Source organism: Quadrisphaera setariae (assembly GCF_008041935.1).
Classification (GTDB): Bacteria; Actinomycetota; Actinomycetes; order Actinomycetales; family Quadrisphaeraceae; genus Quadrisphaera; species Quadrisphaera setariae.
The window spans coordinates 615,915-634,820 of record NZ_VKAC01000001.1 but is presented as its reverse complement, the minus strand read 5'-3'; the positions used below and the strand labels follow the sequence as shown (position 1 = coordinate 634,820).

The 18,906-nt window shown below is 74.8% G+C and carries 14 protein-coding genes and 1 tRNA gene; 3 read left to right on the top strand and 12 right to left on the bottom strand.

What is annotated here, in order from left to right:
• Positions 1-18: 18 nt before the first annotated feature.
• The 7 genes from FMM08_RS02790 to FMM08_RS02760 all read right to left on the bottom strand — a co-directional run bounded on the left by FMM08_RS02790 (position 19) and on the right by FMM08_RS02760 (position 9,548).
• Positions 19-1,410 (bottom strand): NAD-dependent succinate-semialdehyde dehydrogenase, encoded by a 1,392-nt coding sequence (locus tag FMM08_RS02790; protein WP_147924742.1) that lies wholly within the window; start codon positions 1,408-1,410, stop codon positions 19-21.
• Entirely contained in the window at positions 1,407-2,969 is a 1,563-nt protein-coding gene (locus FMM08_RS02785) for an APC family permease (RefSeq protein WP_147924741.1), read from the bottom strand. Before FMM08_RS02785 ends, FMM08_RS02790 begins: the two co-directional genes overlap by 4 nt.
• Entirely contained in the window at positions 2,966-3,877 is a 912-nt protein-coding gene (locus FMM08_RS02780) for a universal stress protein (RefSeq protein ID WP_147924740.1), read from the bottom strand. The genes FMM08_RS02785 and FMM08_RS02780 overlap by 4 nt, the downstream gene beginning before the upstream one ends.
• Positions 3,874-5,292, bottom strand: coding sequence for a flavin monoamine oxidase family protein (locus tag FMM08_RS02775; RefSeq protein WP_147924739.1), 1,419 nt, complete (start codon positions 5,290-5,292; stop codon positions 3,874-3,876). Before FMM08_RS02775 ends, FMM08_RS02780 begins: the two co-directional genes overlap by 4 nt.
• A 301-nt stretch (positions 5,293-5,593) precedes the next feature.
• Positions 5,594-5,665 (bottom strand) — tRNA-Arg (locus FMM08_RS02770).
• A 61-nt stretch (positions 5,666-5,726) separates the two neighbouring features.
• On the bottom strand, positions 5,727-7,754 hold the full coding sequence (locus tag FMM08_RS02765; RefSeq protein ID WP_147924738.1) for a M15 family metallopeptidase: 2,028 nt from the start codon (positions 7,752-7,754) through the stop codon (positions 5,727-5,729).
• Between the two features lie 330 nt (positions 7,755-8,084).
• The gene (locus tag FMM08_RS02760) at positions 8,085-9,548 is read right to left on the bottom strand and encodes a GuaB1 family IMP dehydrogenase-related protein (RefSeq protein ID WP_147924737.1); all 1,464 of its coding nucleotides are present in this window, start codon (positions 9,546-9,548) and stop codon (positions 8,085-8,087) included.
• 128 nt (positions 9,549-9,676) lie between these two features.
• On the opposite strand from FMM08_RS02760, the gene FMM08_RS02755 reads away from it, so the two are divergent.
• Positions 9,677-13,567 (top strand): multifunctional oxoglutarate decarboxylase/oxoglutarate dehydrogenase thiamine pyrophosphate-binding subunit/dihydrolipoyllysine-residue succinyltransferase subunit, encoded by a 3,891-nt coding sequence (locus tag FMM08_RS02755; protein WP_147924910.1) that lies wholly within the window; start codon positions 9,677-9,679, stop codon positions 13,565-13,567.
• 34 nt (positions 13,568-13,601) lie between these two features.
• Complete coding sequence (locus FMM08_RS02750; protein WP_147924736.1) at positions 13,602-14,207, top strand: GDSL-type esterase/lipase family protein; 606 nt, start codon at positions 13,602-13,604, stop codon at positions 14,205-14,207.
• A gap of 169 nt (positions 14,208-14,376) precedes the next feature.
• On the opposite strand, the gene FMM08_RS02745 is transcribed toward FMM08_RS02750, so the two are convergent.
• From FMM08_RS02745 to FMM08_RS02735, 3 genes are all read right to left on the bottom strand, one after another.
• The gene (locus FMM08_RS02745) at positions 14,377-15,363 is read right to left on the bottom strand and encodes a zinc-binding dehydrogenase (protein ID WP_147924735.1); all 987 of its coding nucleotides are present in this window, start codon (positions 15,361-15,363) and stop codon (positions 14,377-14,379) included.
• Between the two features lie 16 nt (positions 15,364-15,379).
• Complete coding sequence (locus tag FMM08_RS02740) at positions 15,380-16,282, bottom strand: YhjD/YihY/BrkB family envelope integrity protein (protein WP_222710319.1); 903 nt, start codon at positions 16,280-16,282, stop codon at positions 15,380-15,382.
• A gap of 91 nt (positions 16,283-16,373) precedes the next feature.
• Complete coding sequence (locus tag FMM08_RS02735) at positions 16,374-17,447, bottom strand: type IV pilus twitching motility protein PilT (RefSeq protein ID WP_147924908.1); 1,074 nt, start codon at positions 17,445-17,447, stop codon at positions 16,374-16,376.
• Positions 17,448-17,647: 200 nt separating this feature from the next.
• On the opposite strand from FMM08_RS02735, the gene FMM08_RS24220 reads away from it, so the two are divergent.
• Positions 17,648-17,722, top strand: coding sequence for a 50S ribosomal protein bL37 (locus tag FMM08_RS24220; RefSeq protein ID WP_370591786.1), 75 nt, complete (start codon positions 17,648-17,650; stop codon positions 17,720-17,722).
• A 100-nt stretch (positions 17,723-17,822) separates the two neighbouring features.
• Here FMM08_RS24220 and rsrA read toward each other — a convergent pair whose 3' ends face one another.
• Both rsrA and FMM08_RS02725 read right to left on the bottom strand, forming a co-directional pair.
• The gene (gene rsrA / locus FMM08_RS02730; RefSeq protein ID WP_147924734.1) at positions 17,823-18,134 is read right to left on the bottom strand and encodes a mycothiol system anti-sigma-R factor; all 312 of its coding nucleotides are present in this window, start codon (positions 18,132-18,134) and stop codon (positions 17,823-17,825) included.
• Positions 18,131-18,793, bottom strand: a complete 663-nt coding sequence (locus FMM08_RS02725) for a sigma-70 family RNA polymerase sigma factor (RefSeq protein ID WP_147924733.1) — start codon at positions 18,791-18,793, stop codon at positions 18,131-18,133. The genes rsrA and FMM08_RS02725 overlap by 4 nt, the downstream gene beginning before the upstream one ends.
• Positions 18,794-18,906 lie beyond the last annotated feature (113 nt).

Sequence of the window (18,906 nt, the reverse complement as noted above, 5' to 3'; positions counted from 1 at the left end):
TGATCACGGCGGGAGGGTTCAGCCGGCGGTGCGGATGAGCTTCTTGTTGACGAACTCGTCAGCGGCCAGCGTTCCCATCTCGCGGGAGGTCCCGCTGCGCTTCACACCGCCGAAGGGCAGCTCCGGGGAGTCGGCGAGCACGCAGTTGACGAACACCATGCCGGCCTCGATCTTGTCCGCCACCCGCTCGGCCTGCTCGGCGTCGGTGGTGAAGACGTAGGAGCCCAGGCCGTAGGCGGTGTCGTTGGCGAGCTCCACGGCGTCGTCCTCGTCCGCCACGCGGTACACCACGGCCACCGGACCGAAGAGCTCCTCCGAGTAGGCCGGGTTGCCCGGGACCACGTCGGTGAGCACGGTCGGTGCGTAGAAGGCGCCGTCGCGGGTGCCGCCGGTCACCAGCGTCGCCCCGGCGGCCACGGCGCGGTCCACCTGGTCGGCCAGGCGCTCGGCGGCGGCCAGCGAGCTCAGCGGTCCGAGGTCGGTGCCGTCGGCGAACGGGTCTCCCGTGGTCGCCTCGGCCATCTTGGCGGTCAGCTTGTCGACGAAGGGCTCGTAGAGGTCGTCCACCACGATGAAGCGCTTGGCGGCGTTGCAGGACTGCCCGGTGTTGTCCAGCCGCGCCGCCACGGCGGACTCCACGACGGAGTCGAGGTCGTCGGTGGACAGCAGCACGAACGGGTCGGAGCCGCCCAGCTCCAGGGCGACCTTCTTGAGGTGCCGCCCGGCGATCTCGGCCACGGCGGCGCCGGCGCGCTCGGAGCCGGTCAGCGAGACCCCGGCGACGCGCGGGTCGCCGATGACCGCGGCGGCCTGGTCGTTGGACAGGCGCACGTTGACGTAGGCGCCGCGCGGCACGCCGAGCTCGGCGCCGGCGTCGTCGAACGCCTTCTGGATCAGCTCCGCCGAGACCGGGCACTGCGGGGCGTGCTTGAGGATGATCGTGTTGCCCACCACGAGGTTCGGGCCCGCGAACCGGGCGACCTGGTAGTAGGGGAAGTTCCACGGCATGATCCCCAGCAGCGGGCCCAGGGAGGCGCGGCGCACCACGGCGGTGCCCTCACCGCCCAGCAGGTCGATGGGCTGGTCGGCGGTGAGCTGCTCGGCGCGGTCGGCGTAGTACTCGTAGATGTCCGCGGCGAAGTCGACCTCGCCGAGGGCGGCCTCCTTCGGCTTGCCCATCTCGCGCACGATCGCGTCGGCCAGCTCCTCGCGGCGCTCCCGGTGCAGCGCGGCGACGCGGCGCACCAGCTCGCCGCGCTGGGCGGCGGTGGCCGAGCGCGACCAGCCGCGGTGGGCGTCGGCGGCGGCGGCGATCGCCGCCTCGACCTCGGTGTCGGTGGCGGTGGGGTAGGAGTCCAGCTCCTCGCCGGTGGCGGGGTTGACGACCCGGTACTCGCTGGTGGCGCTCATGCGTGCTCCCTGTCGGTGCGGTCTGGGCTGAGGTGTGGGCTGAGGTCAGCGGTGCTGTCGCTGCGGCGCAGCGTCTCAGAGCGGAAGAAGGCGGGTGACACCAGGCGCTGGGCCACCATGAGGACGGCACCCAGCCCGATCACCCCGACGCCCAGGACGAACACCAGGCCGACCCCGCCGACGGAGGAGCCGCTGCCGTACTCGGGGTCGGTGCTGTCCACCAGCGTGGTCACGAAGAGCACCGCCAGGACCACGCCGCCCACGAGCGGGCAGAGCAGCGTGAACAGGGCCGAGCGCACGGACGTCCACCACTGCCGGCGGAAGTACCAGACGCAGGCGAAGGCGGTGGTGCCGTAGTAGAAGCAGATCATCATGCCGAGCGCGGTGATGGTGTCCCACAGGACGTTCTCGCTGACCACGCGCATCACCGCGTAGAACGCGGAGGCCACCACCGCGGCCGCCACCGTGGCGTTGCCGGGCGTGAAGAAGCGGGGGTGCACCCGCGCGAACCACGCCGGCAGCGCGCCGTAGTGGCCCATCGCCAGCAGGGTGCGGGCCGGTGAGACGAACGTCGACTGCAGCGACGACGCCGAGCTGGTGAGCACCGCCAGCGACACCAGCGCCGCGAGCGGACCCAGCACCGGGCCCGCGAGGGCGAAGAAGGCGTTGTCCTGGATCTCGGGGTTGCCCAGCCCGTGGCCGCTCCCGCCGGTCCCGGCGAAGGCGAGCAGCGAGACCGCCAGCAGCAGGTAGACGCTGAGGATGACCACGACGGTCACCGTGGCGGCCCGTCCGGGCGTGCGGTCGGGGTCCTTGGTCTCCTCGTTCATCGTCAGGGTGACGTCCCAGCCCCAGAAGATGAAGATCGACAGCGACAGGCCGGCGGCGAGCGCCGCGGTGCTCGGCACGGCGGTCGGGTCGAACCACTCCGGCGAGGGGGTCGCGCTCCCCGGCACACCGGTGAGGGCCCGGTACAGGGCCACGCCCGCGAAGAGCAGCAGCACCAGCAGCTGGAAGCCGACCAGGGCGTACTGCACCCGCTGGGTGGTCTGCATGTCGCGGTAGGCGACGGCGGTGGCGGCGGCCATGAACGCCAGGCACACCAGCACGTTGACGAGCGTGTTCGAGGCGAGGTCGGCCAGGGAGCCGTTCCCGGTCACCTGCGCCAGCAGGAGGAAGAGGAAGTCCACGGCGATGCCCGCGAGGTTGGACAGCACCAGCACGGTCGCCGCCACGAGGCCCCAGCCCGCCATCCACCCGGCCCACGGGCCGAAGGCCCGGGTGGCCCACGTGAAGGTGGTGCCCGAGTCGGGCATGGCCCGGTTGAGCTCCCGGTAGCCGAGCGCCACCAGCAGCATCGGCACGAAGCCCACCAGCACCAGCGCGGGCACCTGGTAGCCGACCTCGGAGACGGTGGGGCCGAGCGCCGCGGTCATCGTGTAGGCGGGCGCGATGCACGACAGCCCGATGACCACCGCGCCGACCAGGCCGACGGTGCCGGCGCCCAGGCCCTTGCTGGACAGGTCTCCGGTGGGTGGTGCGACCTGCTGGGCGCTCACGGACGGCCTCCCTGGGGGCGGGTGCGGGGGACGACGACGACGGGCACGGGCACCGCGCGCAGCAGCCTGGCGGCCGTGGCGCCCAGGAACAAGCGGTGCGGCGCCGCGAGCCGGCTGGAGCCGACCACCACCACCTCCCCCGGCAGCCAACCGAGCCCTCCGACGGCGTCGGCGACGTCGCGGCCGCGCACCAGCAGCGCGTCCTGCACCTGGGCCGCGCCGACGGCTGCGCGGGCCTCCTCGAGCACGCCCCGCAGGTGGGCGTCGGCGGTGTCCGCCGCCGCGACGCGGTCCAGGCGCCCCGGCAGGTCGAGCACCTGCAGCGACACCAGCCGCAGCGGCGCCCCGGAGGCCCGCGCGAGGGCGAGCGCCTCCTCCAGCAGCACGTCGGCCCCGGGACGGGTGCCGACGGCCACGGTGACGCGGCTCAGCGCGGGCCCTCCACCGTCGACACCGTCGTCGTCCCCCTCGACCGCGGTGACCGGGACGACGACGACGGGCAGGTCCGCGCTGTGCAGCAGCTCGCTGGCGGCCGTGCCGACGCCGATCCGGCCCAGACCCCGCTCGGCGCCCGAGCCGACCACCAGGCGCGCGGCGCCCAGCTCGTGGGCGACCTCCAGCAGGCCCTCGGCGGCGGACTCCGCTCGGCGCACGTGGGAGGCGTGTGGCACGCCGGCGGGCACGAGCGCCGCGGCCTCGGCCAGCCACGCGTCGGCGCTGGAGCGCAGCAGCGCCTCGTAGCCGGCGTCGGGCGGGACGACGGCGCCGCGGCCGGCGTCGGGCAGGACCAGCACGAGGTGCAGCTCGCCGCCGAGGGCGCTGACCAGCCGGGCGGCGGCGGTCACCGCGGCCCGGCCCGCCTCGGTGGAGGTGTACCCGACGACCGTGCGGCCCACGGGGCCGCTCACCGGAGGGCGCCGACGGGTGCGCGGAGCTCGGCGGTGATCTGCTCGGCGACGAGGTGGCCCATGCGGATGGCCCCGTCGACGTGCTGGTACCCCAGCCCCGCCAGGTCGGAGCACGCGAAGCTGATCGGTCCGACGGGGGTGCGCAGGTCGGGGCCGTAGCGGCCCAGCCCGCCCAGGTCGAAGCTGGCGGCGTAGGCGCCGCGGGTCCACTCCTCCGAGCCCCAGTCGCTCTCGTAGTACACGACCGGGTGCAACGCCGGCTCGCCGTAGTAGGCGGCCAGGGAGGCCAGCACGCGCTCGCGCCGCTCGTCGGCGGACAGCGCGAAGACCTCGTCGGCGCGGGCGTCGGAGACGAAGCCGACGAGCGTTCCGCGGGCCTCACCGTGGCCGGTGTTGTCGTACGCCTCGTGGCACAGCTGGTGCGGGCCGAAGGCGGTGCCCGACAGGCCGTCGGCGCGCCAGAACGGCGTCTCGTACACCGCGTGCACCTTGATCACGAAGCCCATCGACAGGTGCTGGTGCAGCTGCTGCTGGCGGCGCGGCAGCGGCGGGTCGAAGGTGATGCGCGGCAGCAGCACGGGCGCCAGGGCGAGCACGGCGCGACGGGCGCGCACGACGACGCCCTCGGCCTCGGCCACCACGCGCCCGCCGTCGTCGTCGCCGTCCTCCCCCGCCGACCAGCGCAGCGTGCGGACCGGCCGGCCCAGCAGCACGTCGTCACCGAGCTGCCCGGCCAGCAGCAGCGGCACCTGCTGCAGCCCGCCGACCACGCGGCGGTCGAGGATGAAGTCGGGGTCCACCAGGTGCGAGAAGCTGCCGGCGCTGGCCGCCATGAGCAGCGCCTGCAGCACCGAGAAGGCGTGCGCGGGCTTGGTGAGCATGGCGCCGGCCACGAACAGGGCGACCTGGACCCGGGCCTGCTCGTCGTCGGTCTGGTCGGCGAGCCAGGCCTCGAAGCTCGTCGCGTCGAGGCGCTCGGCGTCCGGGTGCTCCCAGGGGCGGTCGGGGTCGACCTGCGCCACGAGCACGTCGAGCAGGGCGGTGAGGCGGCTCACCTCGGCCTCGGTGCGCGGGTCGCAGGGCAGCACCTCGCCGGTGTAGCGGGTGCGCGTGCCGTCGGCGTCGACGAAGACGCTCGCTCCGTCCCGGTACCGCGGGAAGGTCTGCAGCCCGAGCTCGTCGAGGGTGGCGAGCAGCGCCGTCTGGTCCGGGGACACCCACTGGCCTCCCACCTCCAGCACCGCGCCGTCGACGACGTCGGTGTGCAGGCGACCGCCGACGCGGTCGCGGGCCTCCAGGACGACGACGCTCAGGCCCGCCCGGCGCAGGTCGGTGGCGGCGGTCAGGCCGGCGGCGCCGGCCCCCACGACGACGACGTCGACGTCGCGCTCGACGGTGTGCTGGCTGTGCTGCACGGGGTCCTCCGCTGGTGTCGGGGCGCTCGCTGCGAGCGCGCCGCGCGGCGGCGCCGACGGGACCCGGCGGCGGCGGTCCTCCGGGTCGCTGCGCTGACGACGCCGTCGCGCACTGCGGAGCAGCGTGGATCGAGGCGGCAGGACCCGTCCAATGCCTGCTCACCCGTCCGGCGATGCCTCCGGGGCATCGGAAGGGACTGCCGGGACGCGCGCCGCTCGACGGCGGCGGCAGCCGCGCGAGCTGCTCCGGCAGACGACTGAGGCCCGGCCCGACCTCGCGGTCTGACCGGACCTCCATCGGTGCCCCCGGCAGGATTCGAACCTGCGCCCCCGCCTCCGGAGGGCGGTGCTCTATCCCCTGAGCTACGGGGGCAGCTGCCGCACTGCTGCGGCCTGACGAGACTACCAGCGCGCCCGTGGGCCGCCGACGCGGCTCACTCGCCGGCCACGAACTCCCAGTGCCAGGGCTCGTAGGGGCCGCCACCACCGCGGCGTGCCCACCCCGGGTGGTCCCAGCCGTACTTCGGCGCGTTCTCGATGAGCCAGTCGTAGTGCTCGTCGCTGTTCTGCACGCCGTCGCCGAGGTCCACCGCCAGGCCCCAGCCGTGCTCGCTGGTGCCGGGGACCGCGGCGAGGCCGGGCTTCTTGCGGCGGACCTGCACCTGCGCGGCGTAGGAGCGGTAGGAGTCGGTGATGACGATGTCCTTGCCGAAGTGCTCGCGGTAGGCGAGGTTCAGCTCGGCGAAGGCGACGGCCGCGTCCGAGCGCAGCTGGTGCCCCCCGGTCCACAGGTCGCACATCTGGCCGTCGGTGAGGCGGCCGTTGCGGGTGCCGCTGACGTCCGGGCGGTCCCCGCTGCACTGGCCGACCAGCGACTCGAGGGCGGCCTGGTGGTCGGCGGCGGCCTTGGCGGCCGCCTCCTGCTGGGCGAGCTGGCGCTGCAGCTCCTCCTGCTGGTCCAGGGCGGCCTGGTCAGCGGCCGCCTTGGCGGCACCGGCGCGCTCCGCGGTGGCCTCCGCCGCGGCCTGGCGGGCGGAGGTGCGCGAGAGGGTCAGCGCCTGGGACGCTCGCTCGGCCACGAGGTCGGTGGCGCTGGCGAGGCTCGCGGCGGCCGCGGCCCGGGCGGTGCTGGCGCCGGCGTCGACGGTGGTCCCGGTGGCGGTGTCGGCCTCGGCCCGCAGGTGGGTGCCGACCAGCGGCGCCACGAGCGTGGCGACGCCGAGGGCGCTCACCACCGCCACGTGGGGCAGGGCGACCCGGACGCGGCGGGGAAGGCGGTGGGCGCCACGACCGCGGCGGGGTGCGAAGGCGTCGGCCTCCGTCGTCGCCTCGTCGTCCTGGGCGAGCAGCGCACCCGCCACGGCGGCGGCGACCGGCGCGGGCGCGAGGACCACGGGCGTGATCCCGACCGGCGGGGTCCAGGGGGCCGTCCGGGGCGCCGAGGGCGCCGGGGCCTCCGGGGCAGCGGGCGTCGGGAGCAGCTCTGCGACGTCGACGGAGTCGACGGGGTCGAGCGGTCCGGCGGGGCGAGGAGCGGGGGCGGCCAGCGGGTGCTGGGGGGCCTCGGTGCCCGGGTGGTGGCGGGTCCAGCCGACGCCGGGGAACAGCGGGTCCGTGCGCAGGTCGAGCTCGGGCGCCGGGCCGGAGGCGGTGAGCAGCTCGGTGGAGCGCCCGGTCAGGGGCTCCGCCAGGAGCGCCTCGAGCTGGGCCAGGACGTCGGCGTCGGAGCGGGTGGGCTGCTGCTGGGCGAGGGCGGCCTGCTCCCGCAGTGCGCGGCGGCTCCCCGGGCGGGCGGGCTCAGCGGCGCGAGGCTGCAGGTCGACCGGGCCCTGGGCGGCGCGCCGGGCGCGGCGCGTGAGGGGCGCGGCCGGGTCGGCGGGCGCCGGCGGCGCGACGGGCGCGGACGGCGCGGCGGCGCGGGCCTCGACGGGCGCGGTCGTCGTGAAGGCGGTGGTGGCGGCAGCGAGAGCGGTGGTGGTGCCGTCGGCGGGCAGCGAGGCGGCGCGCCGGCGCCGGCGCAGGGGGGCCTCGATCGCGGCGATCTCGTCGGTCGTCGGCCAGCCGGTGCCGAACGCGCTGGAGGGGGTCGGTGCGCTCGAGGGGGTCGGTGCGCTCGTGGTGCTCGGGGCGGCGGACGCGGCCCGCGCGACGGGGGTCGGCACCGGCGCCGAGGGGTGGGCGGCGGGCATGCCGTCCGACCAGTCCCCCGCCCACGACGGCGGGGCCGTGCGCTGGCCGGGCACGCCCAGCAGCGCCGCCAGCTCGGCGAACCCGTCGGGAGGCGTGGCCAGCGCAGTCGTCGAGCGCTGAGCGGGCACCGGCAGCGGCGCGTCCGCCAGGGCCCGCGGGCCGTTCACCGCTGGGCGGCGACCGCCACGGGCGGCGAGGTCCTCGCGGGAGGCGCGGCTGTTGGGCCAGCTGCTGCGCGCCTGAGCGCCGGAGGGCCGCTCGCGCACGTCCACCGGAGCAGCGGGCGACTCCGCGAGTCCTCCCTCAGCTCCGCGGTGAGACGGCACAGCGGGACCTCCACGGGACTCGACAGCGGGTGGAGCGCACGGCCGCGCCCCGCCCCTGACGTGCGGCGGAGCGTCTCGGCCGGGGCTTCGACGACTGCGAGACTAGGTGAAGGGCGCCCTCGGGTCGGGGACTTCGGGACTTCCTGTGGAAAAGGAGTTGCACCACTGTCGTTCACTGCAGGTCACAGACCTGTGACGCTGCGACACGCCACGCCGACGCGCCGCGGCACCGGGCCAGGGGTTGGCCACCCGCCCCCGGCCCGGTGCCGGACGGGGTCACCAGCCTGCGGGGATCGGGCGGCCCTCCTGGTAGCCGGCGTCGGACTGCAGGCCCACCACGGCGCGGTCGCGCAGCTCCGCGAGGTCGCGGGCGCCCGCGTAGGTGCAGGCGCTGCGAACCCCGGAGGTGATCTGGTCGAGCAGGTCCTCCACGCCCGGCCGACGCGGGTCGAGGTGCATGCGCGAGGAGGAGATGCCCTCCTCGAACAGCGCCTTGCGGGCCCGCTCGAAGGGGCTGTCCGTGCGGGTCCGCGCCGCGACCGCCCGGGCCGAGGCCATGCCGAAGCTCTCCTTGTAGGCGCGCCCGTCCGCACCGACCATGAGGTCGCCCGGGCTCTCGTGGGTGCCGGCGAACCACGACCCGACCATCACCTGGCTGGCACCGGCGGCCAGCGCGAGGGCCACGTCACGGGGGTGGCGCACCCCGCCGTCGGCCCAGACCCGCGCGCCGAGCTCGCGCGCCGCGGCGGCGCACTCGAGCACGGCGGAGAACTGCGGCCTGCCGACGCCGGTCATCATGCGGGTGGTGCACATCGCGCCCGGCCCCACGCCCACCTTGATGACGTCGGCCCCGGCCTCGACGAGGTCGCGCACGCCGTCGGCGGTGACGATGTTGCCGGCCACCACGGGGACGTCCGGGAAGGCGCCCCGCACCGAGGAGACCGCCCGCAGCGCGGACACCATCCGCTCCTGGTGCCCGTGCGCGGTGTCGACCACCAGCACGTCTGCGCCGGCCTCCAGGACGGCGCGGGCGGTCGCGGCGACGTCGCCGCCCAGGCCGATGGCCACGCCGATCCGCAGCCGGCCGGACGCGTCCAGCGCGGGCGCGTAGATGCGGGAGCGCAGGCACCCGGTGCGCGTGAGCGCGCCCAGCAGGACCCCGTCGCCGTCGACGACCGGGGCGAAGGACCTGCGGGAGGAGTCCAGGGCGGTGAAGGCGCGCTCGAGGCCGCCCTCGCCCAGCACGTCCTCACCCCGCAGGACGAACGGCTCCCGCGTCATCACCTCGCCGACCTGCGTGAACCTGTCCACGCCGCGGCAGTCGGCCTCGGTGACCACGCCCACCGGCGCGCGCTGCGCGTCGAGGACGACGGCGGCGCCGTGGGAGCGCTTGGGGAGCAGGTGGAGCGCGTCGGTGACGGTGTGGGTGGGGCTCAGCTCCACCGGGGTCTCGAGCACGGGGTGGCGGCCCTTCACCCAGGCGACGACGTCGCTGACGACGTCGAGGGGGAGGTCCTGCGGGAGCACCGAGACCGCACCGCGGCGGGCGACCGTCTCCGCCATGCGGCGCCCGGAGACCGCGGTCATGTTGGCGACGACGACGGGGACGGTGGTGCCGGTCCCGTCGTCGCTGGAGAGGTCCACGTCGAGCCGGGAGGTCACCGCCGACCGGGACGGGACGAGGAAGACGTCGTTGTAGGTCAGGTCCGTCGCGGGCCGCTGGCCGGGCAGGAATCGCACGTGGACCCAGGGTAGCCGAGCGGCGCGCCCACGACACCGCCTCGCTCGGAGGGCCCAGCGGCGTGAGGGTAGGGTTGCTCACCAAGAACCTCGCCAGCGCTGACACGTGGAAGTGGGCGATCCTCGCCGTGACGCAGACACCGACGACCGGTGGACGCCAGGACGGGCCGGGGTTCGACCCCGCTGCCGCGTTCGGCGCCAACGAATGGCTGGTCGAGGACCTCTACCAGCAGTACCTCCGAGACCGGACCTCGGTCGACCCCGCCTGGTGGGACTTCTTCGCCGGCTACGCGGCGAACGGGTCCGGCGGGAACGGGAACGGCGGCAGTGCTGCCGCGCCGGCGCAGCCCTCGGCCCCGGCGGCCCAGCAGCCGGCCCCGGCATCCGAGGAGGCGTCCCGGGCCCCGGCGCAGCAGGCCCCGAAGGCCGTCGCGCCCCCGCAGCCGGCGGCCGCGCAGCGCACGGCCCCCGCCAAGGCGCCCGCGTCCGCCACGGACGCACCCGCCACCCCGGGCGCCCCCGGACCGTCGCGCCCGGCCGAGCGGCCCGAGACCCGCAGCAGCAGCGCCCAGCCGGCCCAGCCGAGCCGTCCGGCACCGGCCCCCGCCGCGAAGGAGCCGTCCGAGGCCCCCACCCAGGTGCGCCTGCGCGGCCCCGCCGCGCGCGTGGTCACCAACATGGAGGCCTCGCTGGCGGTCCCGACCGCCACGAGCGTGCGGACCGTGCCGGCCAAGCTGCTCATCGACAACCGCATCGTCATCAACAACCACCTCAAGCGCGCCCGGGGCGGGAAGGTCTCCTTCACCCACCTCATCGGCTACGCGGTGGTCGAGGCGCTGCGCGAGATGCCCGAGATGAACTGGGCCTACACCGAGGTGGACGGCAAGCCCGGCATCTCCCAGCCGGCGCACGTCAACTTCGGCCTGGCCATCGACCTCCCCGCCAAGGACGGCTCGCGCCAGCTCCTCGTCCCGTCCATCAAGAAGGCCGAGACGCTCGACTTCGCGCACTTCTGGGCCGCGTACGAGGACCTCGTGCGCCGCGCGCGCTCCGGCGCCCTCGGCGTGCCGGACTTCGCGGGCACCACGATCAGCCTGACCAACCCCGGCACCATCGGCACCGTCCACTCGGTGCCGCGCCTGGTGCAGGGCCAGGGCACGATCATCGGCGTCGGCGCGATGGACTACCCGGCTGAGTACTCCGGAGCCTCCGCGGAGACCCTCGCCCGCCTGGCCGTCAGCAAGACCCTCACGCTGACCAGCACCTACGACCACAGGATCATCCAGGGCGCCCAGTCCGGGGAGTTCCTGCGGCTGGTGCACGGCAAGCTCCTGGGTGACGACTTCTGGGACGGCATCTTCACCGCCCTGCGGATCCCCTACGAGCCGGTCCGCTGGGTGCAGGACATCTCCGTCTCCCACGACGACGAGATCGGCAAGACCGCGCGCGTGGTCGAGCTGGTGCACGCCTACCGGGTCCGCGGCCACCTCATGGCCGACACCGACCCGCTGGAGTACCGCCAGCGCCGCCACTACGACCTCGACATCCGCAACCACGGCCTGACGCTGTGGGACCTGGACCGCGAGTTCCCCACCGGCGGCTTCGGCGGCAAGCCGCTCATGAAGCTGCGCGACATCCTCGGCGTCCTGCGCGACTCCTACTGCCGCACCGTCGGCCTCGAGTACATGCACATCCAGGACCCGGCCCAGCGCCGCTGGATCCAGGAGCGGGTGGAGCGGCCGTACACCCCGCTGAGCCGCGAGGGGCACCTGCGGGTGCTCAAGCGCCTCAACGACGCCGAGGCCTTCGAGACGTTCCTGCAGACCAAGTACGTCGGGCAGAAGCGCTTCAGCCTCGAGGGCGCCGAGTCGGTCATCCCGCTGCTGGACGCGGTGCTGTCCGAGGCGGCGCACGCCGGCATCGAGGAGGTCGGGATCGGGATGGCCCACCGCGGCCGCCTCAACGTCCTGGCCAACATCGCCGGCAAGAGCTACGCGCAGATCTTCCGCGAGTTCGAGGGCGTGCAGGACCCGAAGTCCGTGCAGGGCTCGGGCGACGTGAAGTACCACCTCGGCACCGAGGGCGTCTTCACCGCCGAGGACGGCGCCGAGACGAAGGTCTACCTGGCGGCCAACCCCTCCCACCTGGAGGCGGTCGACCCGGTGCTCGAGGGCATCGTGCGCGCCAAGCAGGACCGCATCAACCTCGGCGGCTCGCGCTTCCCGGTGCTGCCGGTGCTCGTCCACGGCGACGCCGCGTTCGCGGGCCAGGGCGTGGTGGCGGAGACGCTGAACCTGTCCCAGCTGCGCGGCTACCGCACCGGCGGCACGGTGCACGTGGTCATCAACAACCAGGTGGGCTTCACCACGGCGCCGGCGAGCTCGCGCTCGTCCTTCTACTGCACCGACGTCGCGCGCATGGTGCAGGCGCCGATCTTCCACGTCAACGGCGACGACCCCGAGGCGTGCGTGCGCGTGGCCAAGCTGGCCTTCGCCTTCCGCGAGGAGTTCGCCAAGGACGTCGTCATCGACATGGTCTGCTACCGCCGCCGCGGTCACAACGAGGGCGACGACCCGTCCATGACGCAGCCGCTGATGTACGGCCTCATCGAGGCCAAGCGCAGCACCCGCAAGCTGTACACCGAGGCGCTCATCGGCCGCGGCGACATCACGGTCGACGAGGCCGAGAAGGTCCTCGACGACTACCGCCAGCAGCTCGAGCGCGCCTTCGAGGAGACCAAGGACGGCGCGGAGCCGCCGGCACGCTCCGGCGCCGGCGACGGGTCTGACAGCTCCTCGACGACGGCCGGCCTCGACCGTCCCGCCTCCCAGCGGGACGACTCGGTGGCCGACCCCTCCCAGACGGCCATCGAGGGCCAGCTGCTGGAGGCCATCGGTGCGGCGCACACCGAGCTGCCCGACGGCTTCACGGTGCACCCCAAGCTCAAGCCGATGCTCGACAAGCGCGCGCAGATGACCCGCGAGGGCGGCGTCGACTGGGCGATGGGCGAGCTGCTGGCGATCGGCTCCCTGCTCAACGAGGGCACCGGGGTGCGCCTGTCCGGCCAGGACAGCCGCCGCGGCACCTTCGCGCAGCGCCACGCCGTGCTCATCGACCGGGTCACCGGTGACGAGTGGACCCCGCTGCAGAAGTTCGCCACCGGCGACGCGCGCTTCTGGGTGTACGACTCGCTGCTGTCCGAGTACGCCGCGATGGGCTTCGAGTACGGCTACTCGGTGGAGCGGCCGGACGCGCTGGTCATGTGGGAGGCCCAGTTCGGCGACTTCGCCGGCGGCGCCCAGACCATCATCGACGAGTTCATCTCCTCCTCCCAGCAGAAGTGGGCGCAGCGCTCCTCCGTGGTGCTGCTGCTCCCCCACGGCTACGAGGGGCAGGGGCCGGACCACTCCTCGGCGCGCATCGAGCGGTTCCTCCAGCTGTGCGCCGAGGAGAACATGACCGTGGCGATGCCCTCCACGCCCGCGTCGCACTTCCACCTGCTGCGCCGCCAGGCGTACGCGCGGCCCCGCCGTCCACTGGTGGTGTTCACGCCCAAGTCGATGCTGCGGCTCAAGGCCGCGGGCTCGCCGGTGTCCGCCTTCACCGAGGGCGGGTTCCAGCCCGTGCTCGGTGACGCCCCGGGCTCCGTGGACGCCTCCTCCGTCGACAGGGTGCTGCTGTGCTCGGGCAAGGTCGCCTACGACCTGCTGGCCGAGCGCGAGCGCCGCGGCGACCGGCGCACGGCCGTCGTCCGCCTCGAGCAGCTGTACCCGCTCGACGCCCGCGCGCTGGACGAGGCGCTGTCGGCCTTCCCGTCCTCCGCCGAGCTGGTGTGGGTCCAGGAGGAGCCGGCCAACCAGGGCGCGTGGCCGTTCCTCGGCTACGCGCTGGCGGAGGTGCTGGCCGACAGGTCGGTGCGGCGCATCAGCCGTCCGGCGTCGGCCTCGCCGGCCACCGGGCGGTCCAAGGTGCACGCCGTGGAGCAGAAGAGCCTGGTCTCGGAAGCCTTCGACCGTTGACCCGGTCGTCGGCCCTCGCCCGGGGTGACTCCAGGTGAGGGCACCGGCCACGCGGGTCTGCGTGGTCGGTGACGACCTCGTCGCCGGGGTGGGCGACCCGCGCGCGCTCGGGTGGGTCGGGCGGGTCGCCGCCCGCACCCGCACCGAGCACGACGCGGTCGCCGCCACCGTCATGGCGCTGGGCGTGCCCGGCGAGTCGACCTCGGCCCTGCGCGAGCGCTGGTACCCCGAGGCGGCTCGCCGCTGGGGCGGTGCCGACGACCGCCTGGTGGTGGCTCTGGGCCACGCCGACGCGGCGGCCGGGTCGTCGCTGGCCCGCAGCCGGCTGAACCTCGCCGACGTGCTCGACACCGCTGCTGCCGCCGACGTGCCGGCGTTCGTGGTGGGTCCGCCGCCGCCGCTCGACCCGTCGCTGCGTGCGGCGGTGTCCGAGCTGGCGGGCGGCTGGGCCGACGTGTCCAGCCGGCGCGGCGTGCCCTACGTCGACTGCTTCAGCCCGCTGCTGTCCCACGACCAGTGGATCGCCGACCTCGAGGCGGGTGACGGCGTGCACCCCGGCCAGGTGGGCTACGGCCTGCTGGCGTGGCTGGTGCTGCACGGCGGCTGGCACGCCTGGCTGGGCCTGCCCCTCACCCCTTGACACCTCTGCCCGCACTTTCCGCGGCAAGTGCGCCACCCGCCTCCTCGGAGCCGCACTTTCCGCGGCAAGTGCGCCACCCGCCTCCTCGGAGCCGCACTTTCCGCGGCAAGTGCGGCTCCCACGCCTCCCGTCTCGCACTTTCCGCGGCAAGTGCGAGGAGGGGGTCGGGTCAGGGGCGGATGACGAGCTTGCCGAAGACCTCGCCGGCCTCCAGCCGGCGCAGTCCCTCGGCGGTCTCCGCCAGCGGCAGCACGTCGTCGACGAGGGGGCGCACCCCCGTGGCGGCGCACAGCTGCGCCAGGCGGCGCAGCTCGTCGCGGCTGCCCATCGTCGAGCCGACCACGCGCAGCTGCGTGAAGAACACCCGGTTGAGCTCGGCGGGGGCGTCACCCGTGGTCGCGCCGCACACCACCACGGTCCCGCCGGGCTTGAGGGAGCGCAGCGAGTGGGCCCACGTGGCCCTGCCCACGCTCTCGAGCACCGCGTCGACGCGCTCGGGCAGCCGCTCCCCCGGCGCGAAGGCCGCGTGCGCGCCCAGCTCGAGCGCGCGGGCGCGGCGCTCCTCCGAGCGGCTCGTCACCCACACCCGCAGCCCGGCGGCCGCCCCGAGCGCCACGAGCGCGGTGGAGACGCCGCCTCCGGCGCCCTGCACCAGGACCGTGTCCCCCGGTGACGTCCCGGAGTTCGTGAAGAGCATCCGGTAGGCGGTCAGCCACGCGGTGGGCAGGCAGGCGGCCTCCTCGAAGCTCAGCTCGGCCGGCTTGTCCACGAGGTTGCGCGCGGGCACCCGCACCACCGGTGCGAGCGTGCCGGGCCAGCGCTCGGACAGCAGCGTCCGCCCCGGGTCGAGGGTCTCCTCCCCCGCCCAGTCCGCGTCCGACAGCACGGCGTGGACGACCACGTCGCGCCCGTCCTCGGTGGTGCCGGCGGCGTCGCAGCCCAGCACCACCGGCAGCGCCTCGGGGTGCACGCCCACCCCGCGCAGGGTCCACAGGTCGTGGCGGTTCAGGGCGGCAGCGCGCACCCGCACCGGCACCCAGGCGTCGGGGACGGGAGCGGGCTCGCGCTCGGCCACCTCGAGGAACTGGAGCGGGTCGTCGTCGGCTCCGGTGGACGGCGGGGCGTCGAGGGGGCGCACGGCGCGAGCAGCCAGCATCCGGCCACGCTAGCCGTCAGGGGACGGGCTCGCCCCGGCGCACGATCTCGGCCACCTCCCGGCGGGTGGCGATGAGCCGCCCGGCCTGCTGGGTGGCCACGTACCCGAGCAGCGCCACGAGGTGCAGCAGCCACACCCACAGCAGCACGGCCGTCCACCCGCCCACGGCCTGGTTGCCGCCGAACGGCGCGCCCAGGTCGATGGGCAGCCACAGGAAGAGCGTGAAGCCCTGGAGGAACCCGGAGATGAACGCCCCTGTGGCGAACCCGCCCACCAGCGCCAGCCGCCAGGACGGCGGGTCGGGGGCCACCACCCGGAAGGACCACGCCAGCGGCACGGACACCGCGATCCAGTCGACGTTGAGCGCCACGTACACGCCCAGCGCCGTGGCCGCGGGCCGCCCCTCGGAGAAGAGGGTGGCGAGCAGCGGGGTGATCCCCAGCACCGCCAGCAGCAGCAGCGGGGCGGCTGCCAGGACCGGGAGGACGGCGATGCGCCCGCGCCACCCGGTGCGGCTCTCGGTGACCCGGTCCAGCGACCCGTACGCGCGCCGCAGGCCCTCCCCGTACAGGCTGGCCGCGAAGGCCGCGAACAGCGCCACGAACCAGCTGGTGGAGGCCGCCTGGTCGATGACCGTGCGGGCCACCGGTCCCGCACCGGACCCGCGAGGCAGCGCGGCCTCCAGCGTGGTGGACAGGTACCTGATCCGCTCCTCGCCGACGACGAGCGTGGCCAGGCGCACGGCCAGCATGAGCATGGGGACGCCGGCGATGGCGGCGTAGAAGGTGACGGCGGCGCCGTGCAGGAGGAGGTCCTGCCGGCTCAGCTGGGACCTCACGGCCCAGGGCAGCGCGCCCAGCACCTCCCGCCAGGCCGCTCGGCCCGACCGGCGCTCCTGCCGCGCCACCACCGTGCTCACACGCCCATGCTCTCCTGTCCGGGCAGCGCGCGCGGCGGCGGAGCCGCAGGACGCCACCGGCGCGTCGTCGTCGTCGTGACCGAGGGCCGTCTCAGCCGCCGATGCCGAGGCGGCGCAGCTCGACCGCGAGGTCGTGCGGGTGGCTCGCCGCGGCCAGCGCGTCCGCCTCCGCGACCACGCCGTCGCGCACCAGGGCCACGAGGGACTGGTCGAAGGTCCGCATGCCGTAGAAGGCGCCGTCGGCCACGACGTCGTGGATGCCGGCGGTCAGCGAGGGGTCGGCGATGGCCTGCGCCACGCGCGGTGTGCTCACCGCCACCTCGAGGACGACGACGCGGCCCTGCCCGTCCGCCCGCTGCACGAGGCGCTGGCAGACGACGCCCCGCAGCGACCCGGCCAGCCCGAGGCGCACCTGCTGCTGCTCGTGCGGGGGGAAGAAGTCGACGATGCGGGTGACGGTCTCGGTGGCGTCGGTGGTGTGCAGCGTGGACAGGACCAGGTGCCCGGTCTCGGCGGCGGACAGGGCGGCTCGCACGGTCTCGGCGTCGCGCATCTCCCCCACGAGGATGACGTCCGGGTCCTGGCGCATGGCGGCGCGCAGCGCGCTGGCGAAGTCGCGGGTGTCCACCCGCAGCTCGCGCTGGTTGACCATGCCCAGCTTGTCCGGGTGCAGGACCTCGATCGGGTCCTCCAGGGTCATGATGTGGCACTCGCGGGTGCTGTTGACGTGGTCGATCATGCTCGAGAGCGTGGTCGTCTTGCCCGAGCCGGTGGGGCCGGTGACGAGCACCAGCCCGCGCGGCTCCAGCGCGAGGGAGGAGACGACGTCGGGCAGGCCCAGCTCGTGCAGGGGCACGGGCTGGGTGGAGACCCGGCGGAACACCAGGCCGACGGTGCCGCGCTGGCGGTAGGCGTTGACGCGGAAGCGCCCCAGGCCGGGCACGGAGTGGGCGAAGTCGGCCTCGTTGGTGCGGGCGAACTCCTCGACGAGGTCGGCGCGCAGCACCTGCGCCGCCATGCGCTCGGTGTCGGAGGGGCTCAGCTCCGGGGCGCGCAGCCGGCGCAGACGGCCGTCGATGCGCACCCGCGGCGGCGACCCCACCTTGCAGTGCAGGTCGGAGCCGGACAGCTCCACCAGGGTGCGCAGGTGCTGGTCCAACGACAGCGGCGCAGCGGCCGCGACCGGCGCTGACGGTGGGACCGGCGCTGACGGCGGCGCGGAGGGCGGGACCTGGGCGGGCACGCGCGCCCCTTCGCTGACCTGGCTCACCCCACGGCCATCGGCTCGTGACGGCGCCCCCCTGAGCCTGTGGGACCATCGGAGGAGCCTGACGGCACCAGCTGAGTCTCGAGAGGAGGTCCCCCATGAGCAAGCGTGCACGCAAGCGCCGCGACCGGAAGAAGGGCGGCGCCAACCACGGCAAGCGCCCCAACTCCTGAGGGAGGGGCGGCGACCCGCCGCTGTGAGCACGAGAGGCCGGGACCCCGTCGGGGGTCCCGGCCTCTCGTCGTCGTCCTGCCGCGCGGGTCGCCGGTGGGGTCAGCCCTCGACGGTGGTCGTGCGGGTCACCCGGGTGACCACGGCGGAGCCGTCACCGGCGTGCGCCTGCACCGTCGTCACCGTCTGCACCGTGGTGATGGACGCCACGATCTTCGCCCGCAGCGCCTCGGGGGCCTGCTCCGCGCAGCACCGGCGCACCAGCGCCTTCAGCGCCGCCTCGACCTCGTACTCCTCCAGGCAGGGAGGGCACGCCTCGAGGTGGCGGTGGATCTCCTCCAGCTCGGCGGAGGTCGCCTCGCCGTCGATCGCGTCGTAGATGCGGGCCAGCACCCCGTCGCACTCGGCGCTCACGACGCGTCCCCCGATCCTGCGGAAGCGGTCGCGGCGGGGATGAGCCCGCGCTCGCGCGCGTAGTCCTCGAGCTGGTGGCGCAGGATGCGGCGTCCGCGGTGCAGGCGCGACATCACGGTGCCGATCGGCGTTCCCATGATCTCAGCGATCTCCTTGTACGCGAAGCCCTCGACGTCCGCGTAGTAGACCGCCATGCGGAAGTCCTCGGGGACGGCCTGCAGGGCGCGCTTGACGTCGGAGTCGGGCAGGTGGTCCAGCGCCTCGGTCTCCGCCGAGCGCAGACCGGTGGAGCTGTGCGCCTCGGCGCGCGCGAGCTGCCAGTCCTCGATCTCGTCGGTGGCCGCCTGCTGGGGCTGCCGCTGCTTCTTGCGGTAGGTGTTGATGTACGTGTTGGTGAGGATCCGGTAGAGCCAGGCCTTGAGGTTGGTCCCCGGCCGGTACTGGTGGAAGCTCGCGAAGGCCTTCGCGAACGCCTCCTGCACCAGGTCCTCCGCGTCAGCGGGGTTGCGCGTCATGCGCAGCGCGGCGGAGTACAGCTGGTCGAGGTGCTGCAGCGCCTCGGCCTCGAACCGGGCCGTGCGCTCCTGCGTGGTCTCCTCGGGTGCCCGCACCGTCTCGTCGGTGCCGGCATCAGCACGGGTGGCCGGGTCGTCGCTCATCGACCCCCACAGTAGTCGCGGGGGTGGCACGAGGGCCTCTCCCAGCGGTTCGGCGACGAGCACGCGCTCCTCCTGCTCCGGCGGGTCGGGTGTCCGCCACGCCGTGCAACGCC

Coding starts and splice junctions, on each gene's coding strand:
- FMM08_RS02725 (WP_147924733.1), bottom strand. CDS start 18,793: ATGAGCGACGACCCGGCCACCCGTGCTGATGCCGGCACCGACGAGACG.
- FMM08_RS02745 (WP_147924735.1), bottom strand. CDS start 15,363: ATGCTGGCTGCTCGCGCCGTGCGCCCCCTCGACGCCCCGCCGTCCACC.
- FMM08_RS02790 (WP_147924742.1), bottom strand. CDS start 1,410: ATGAGCGCCACCAGCGAGTACCGGGTCGTCAACCCCGCCACCGGCGAG.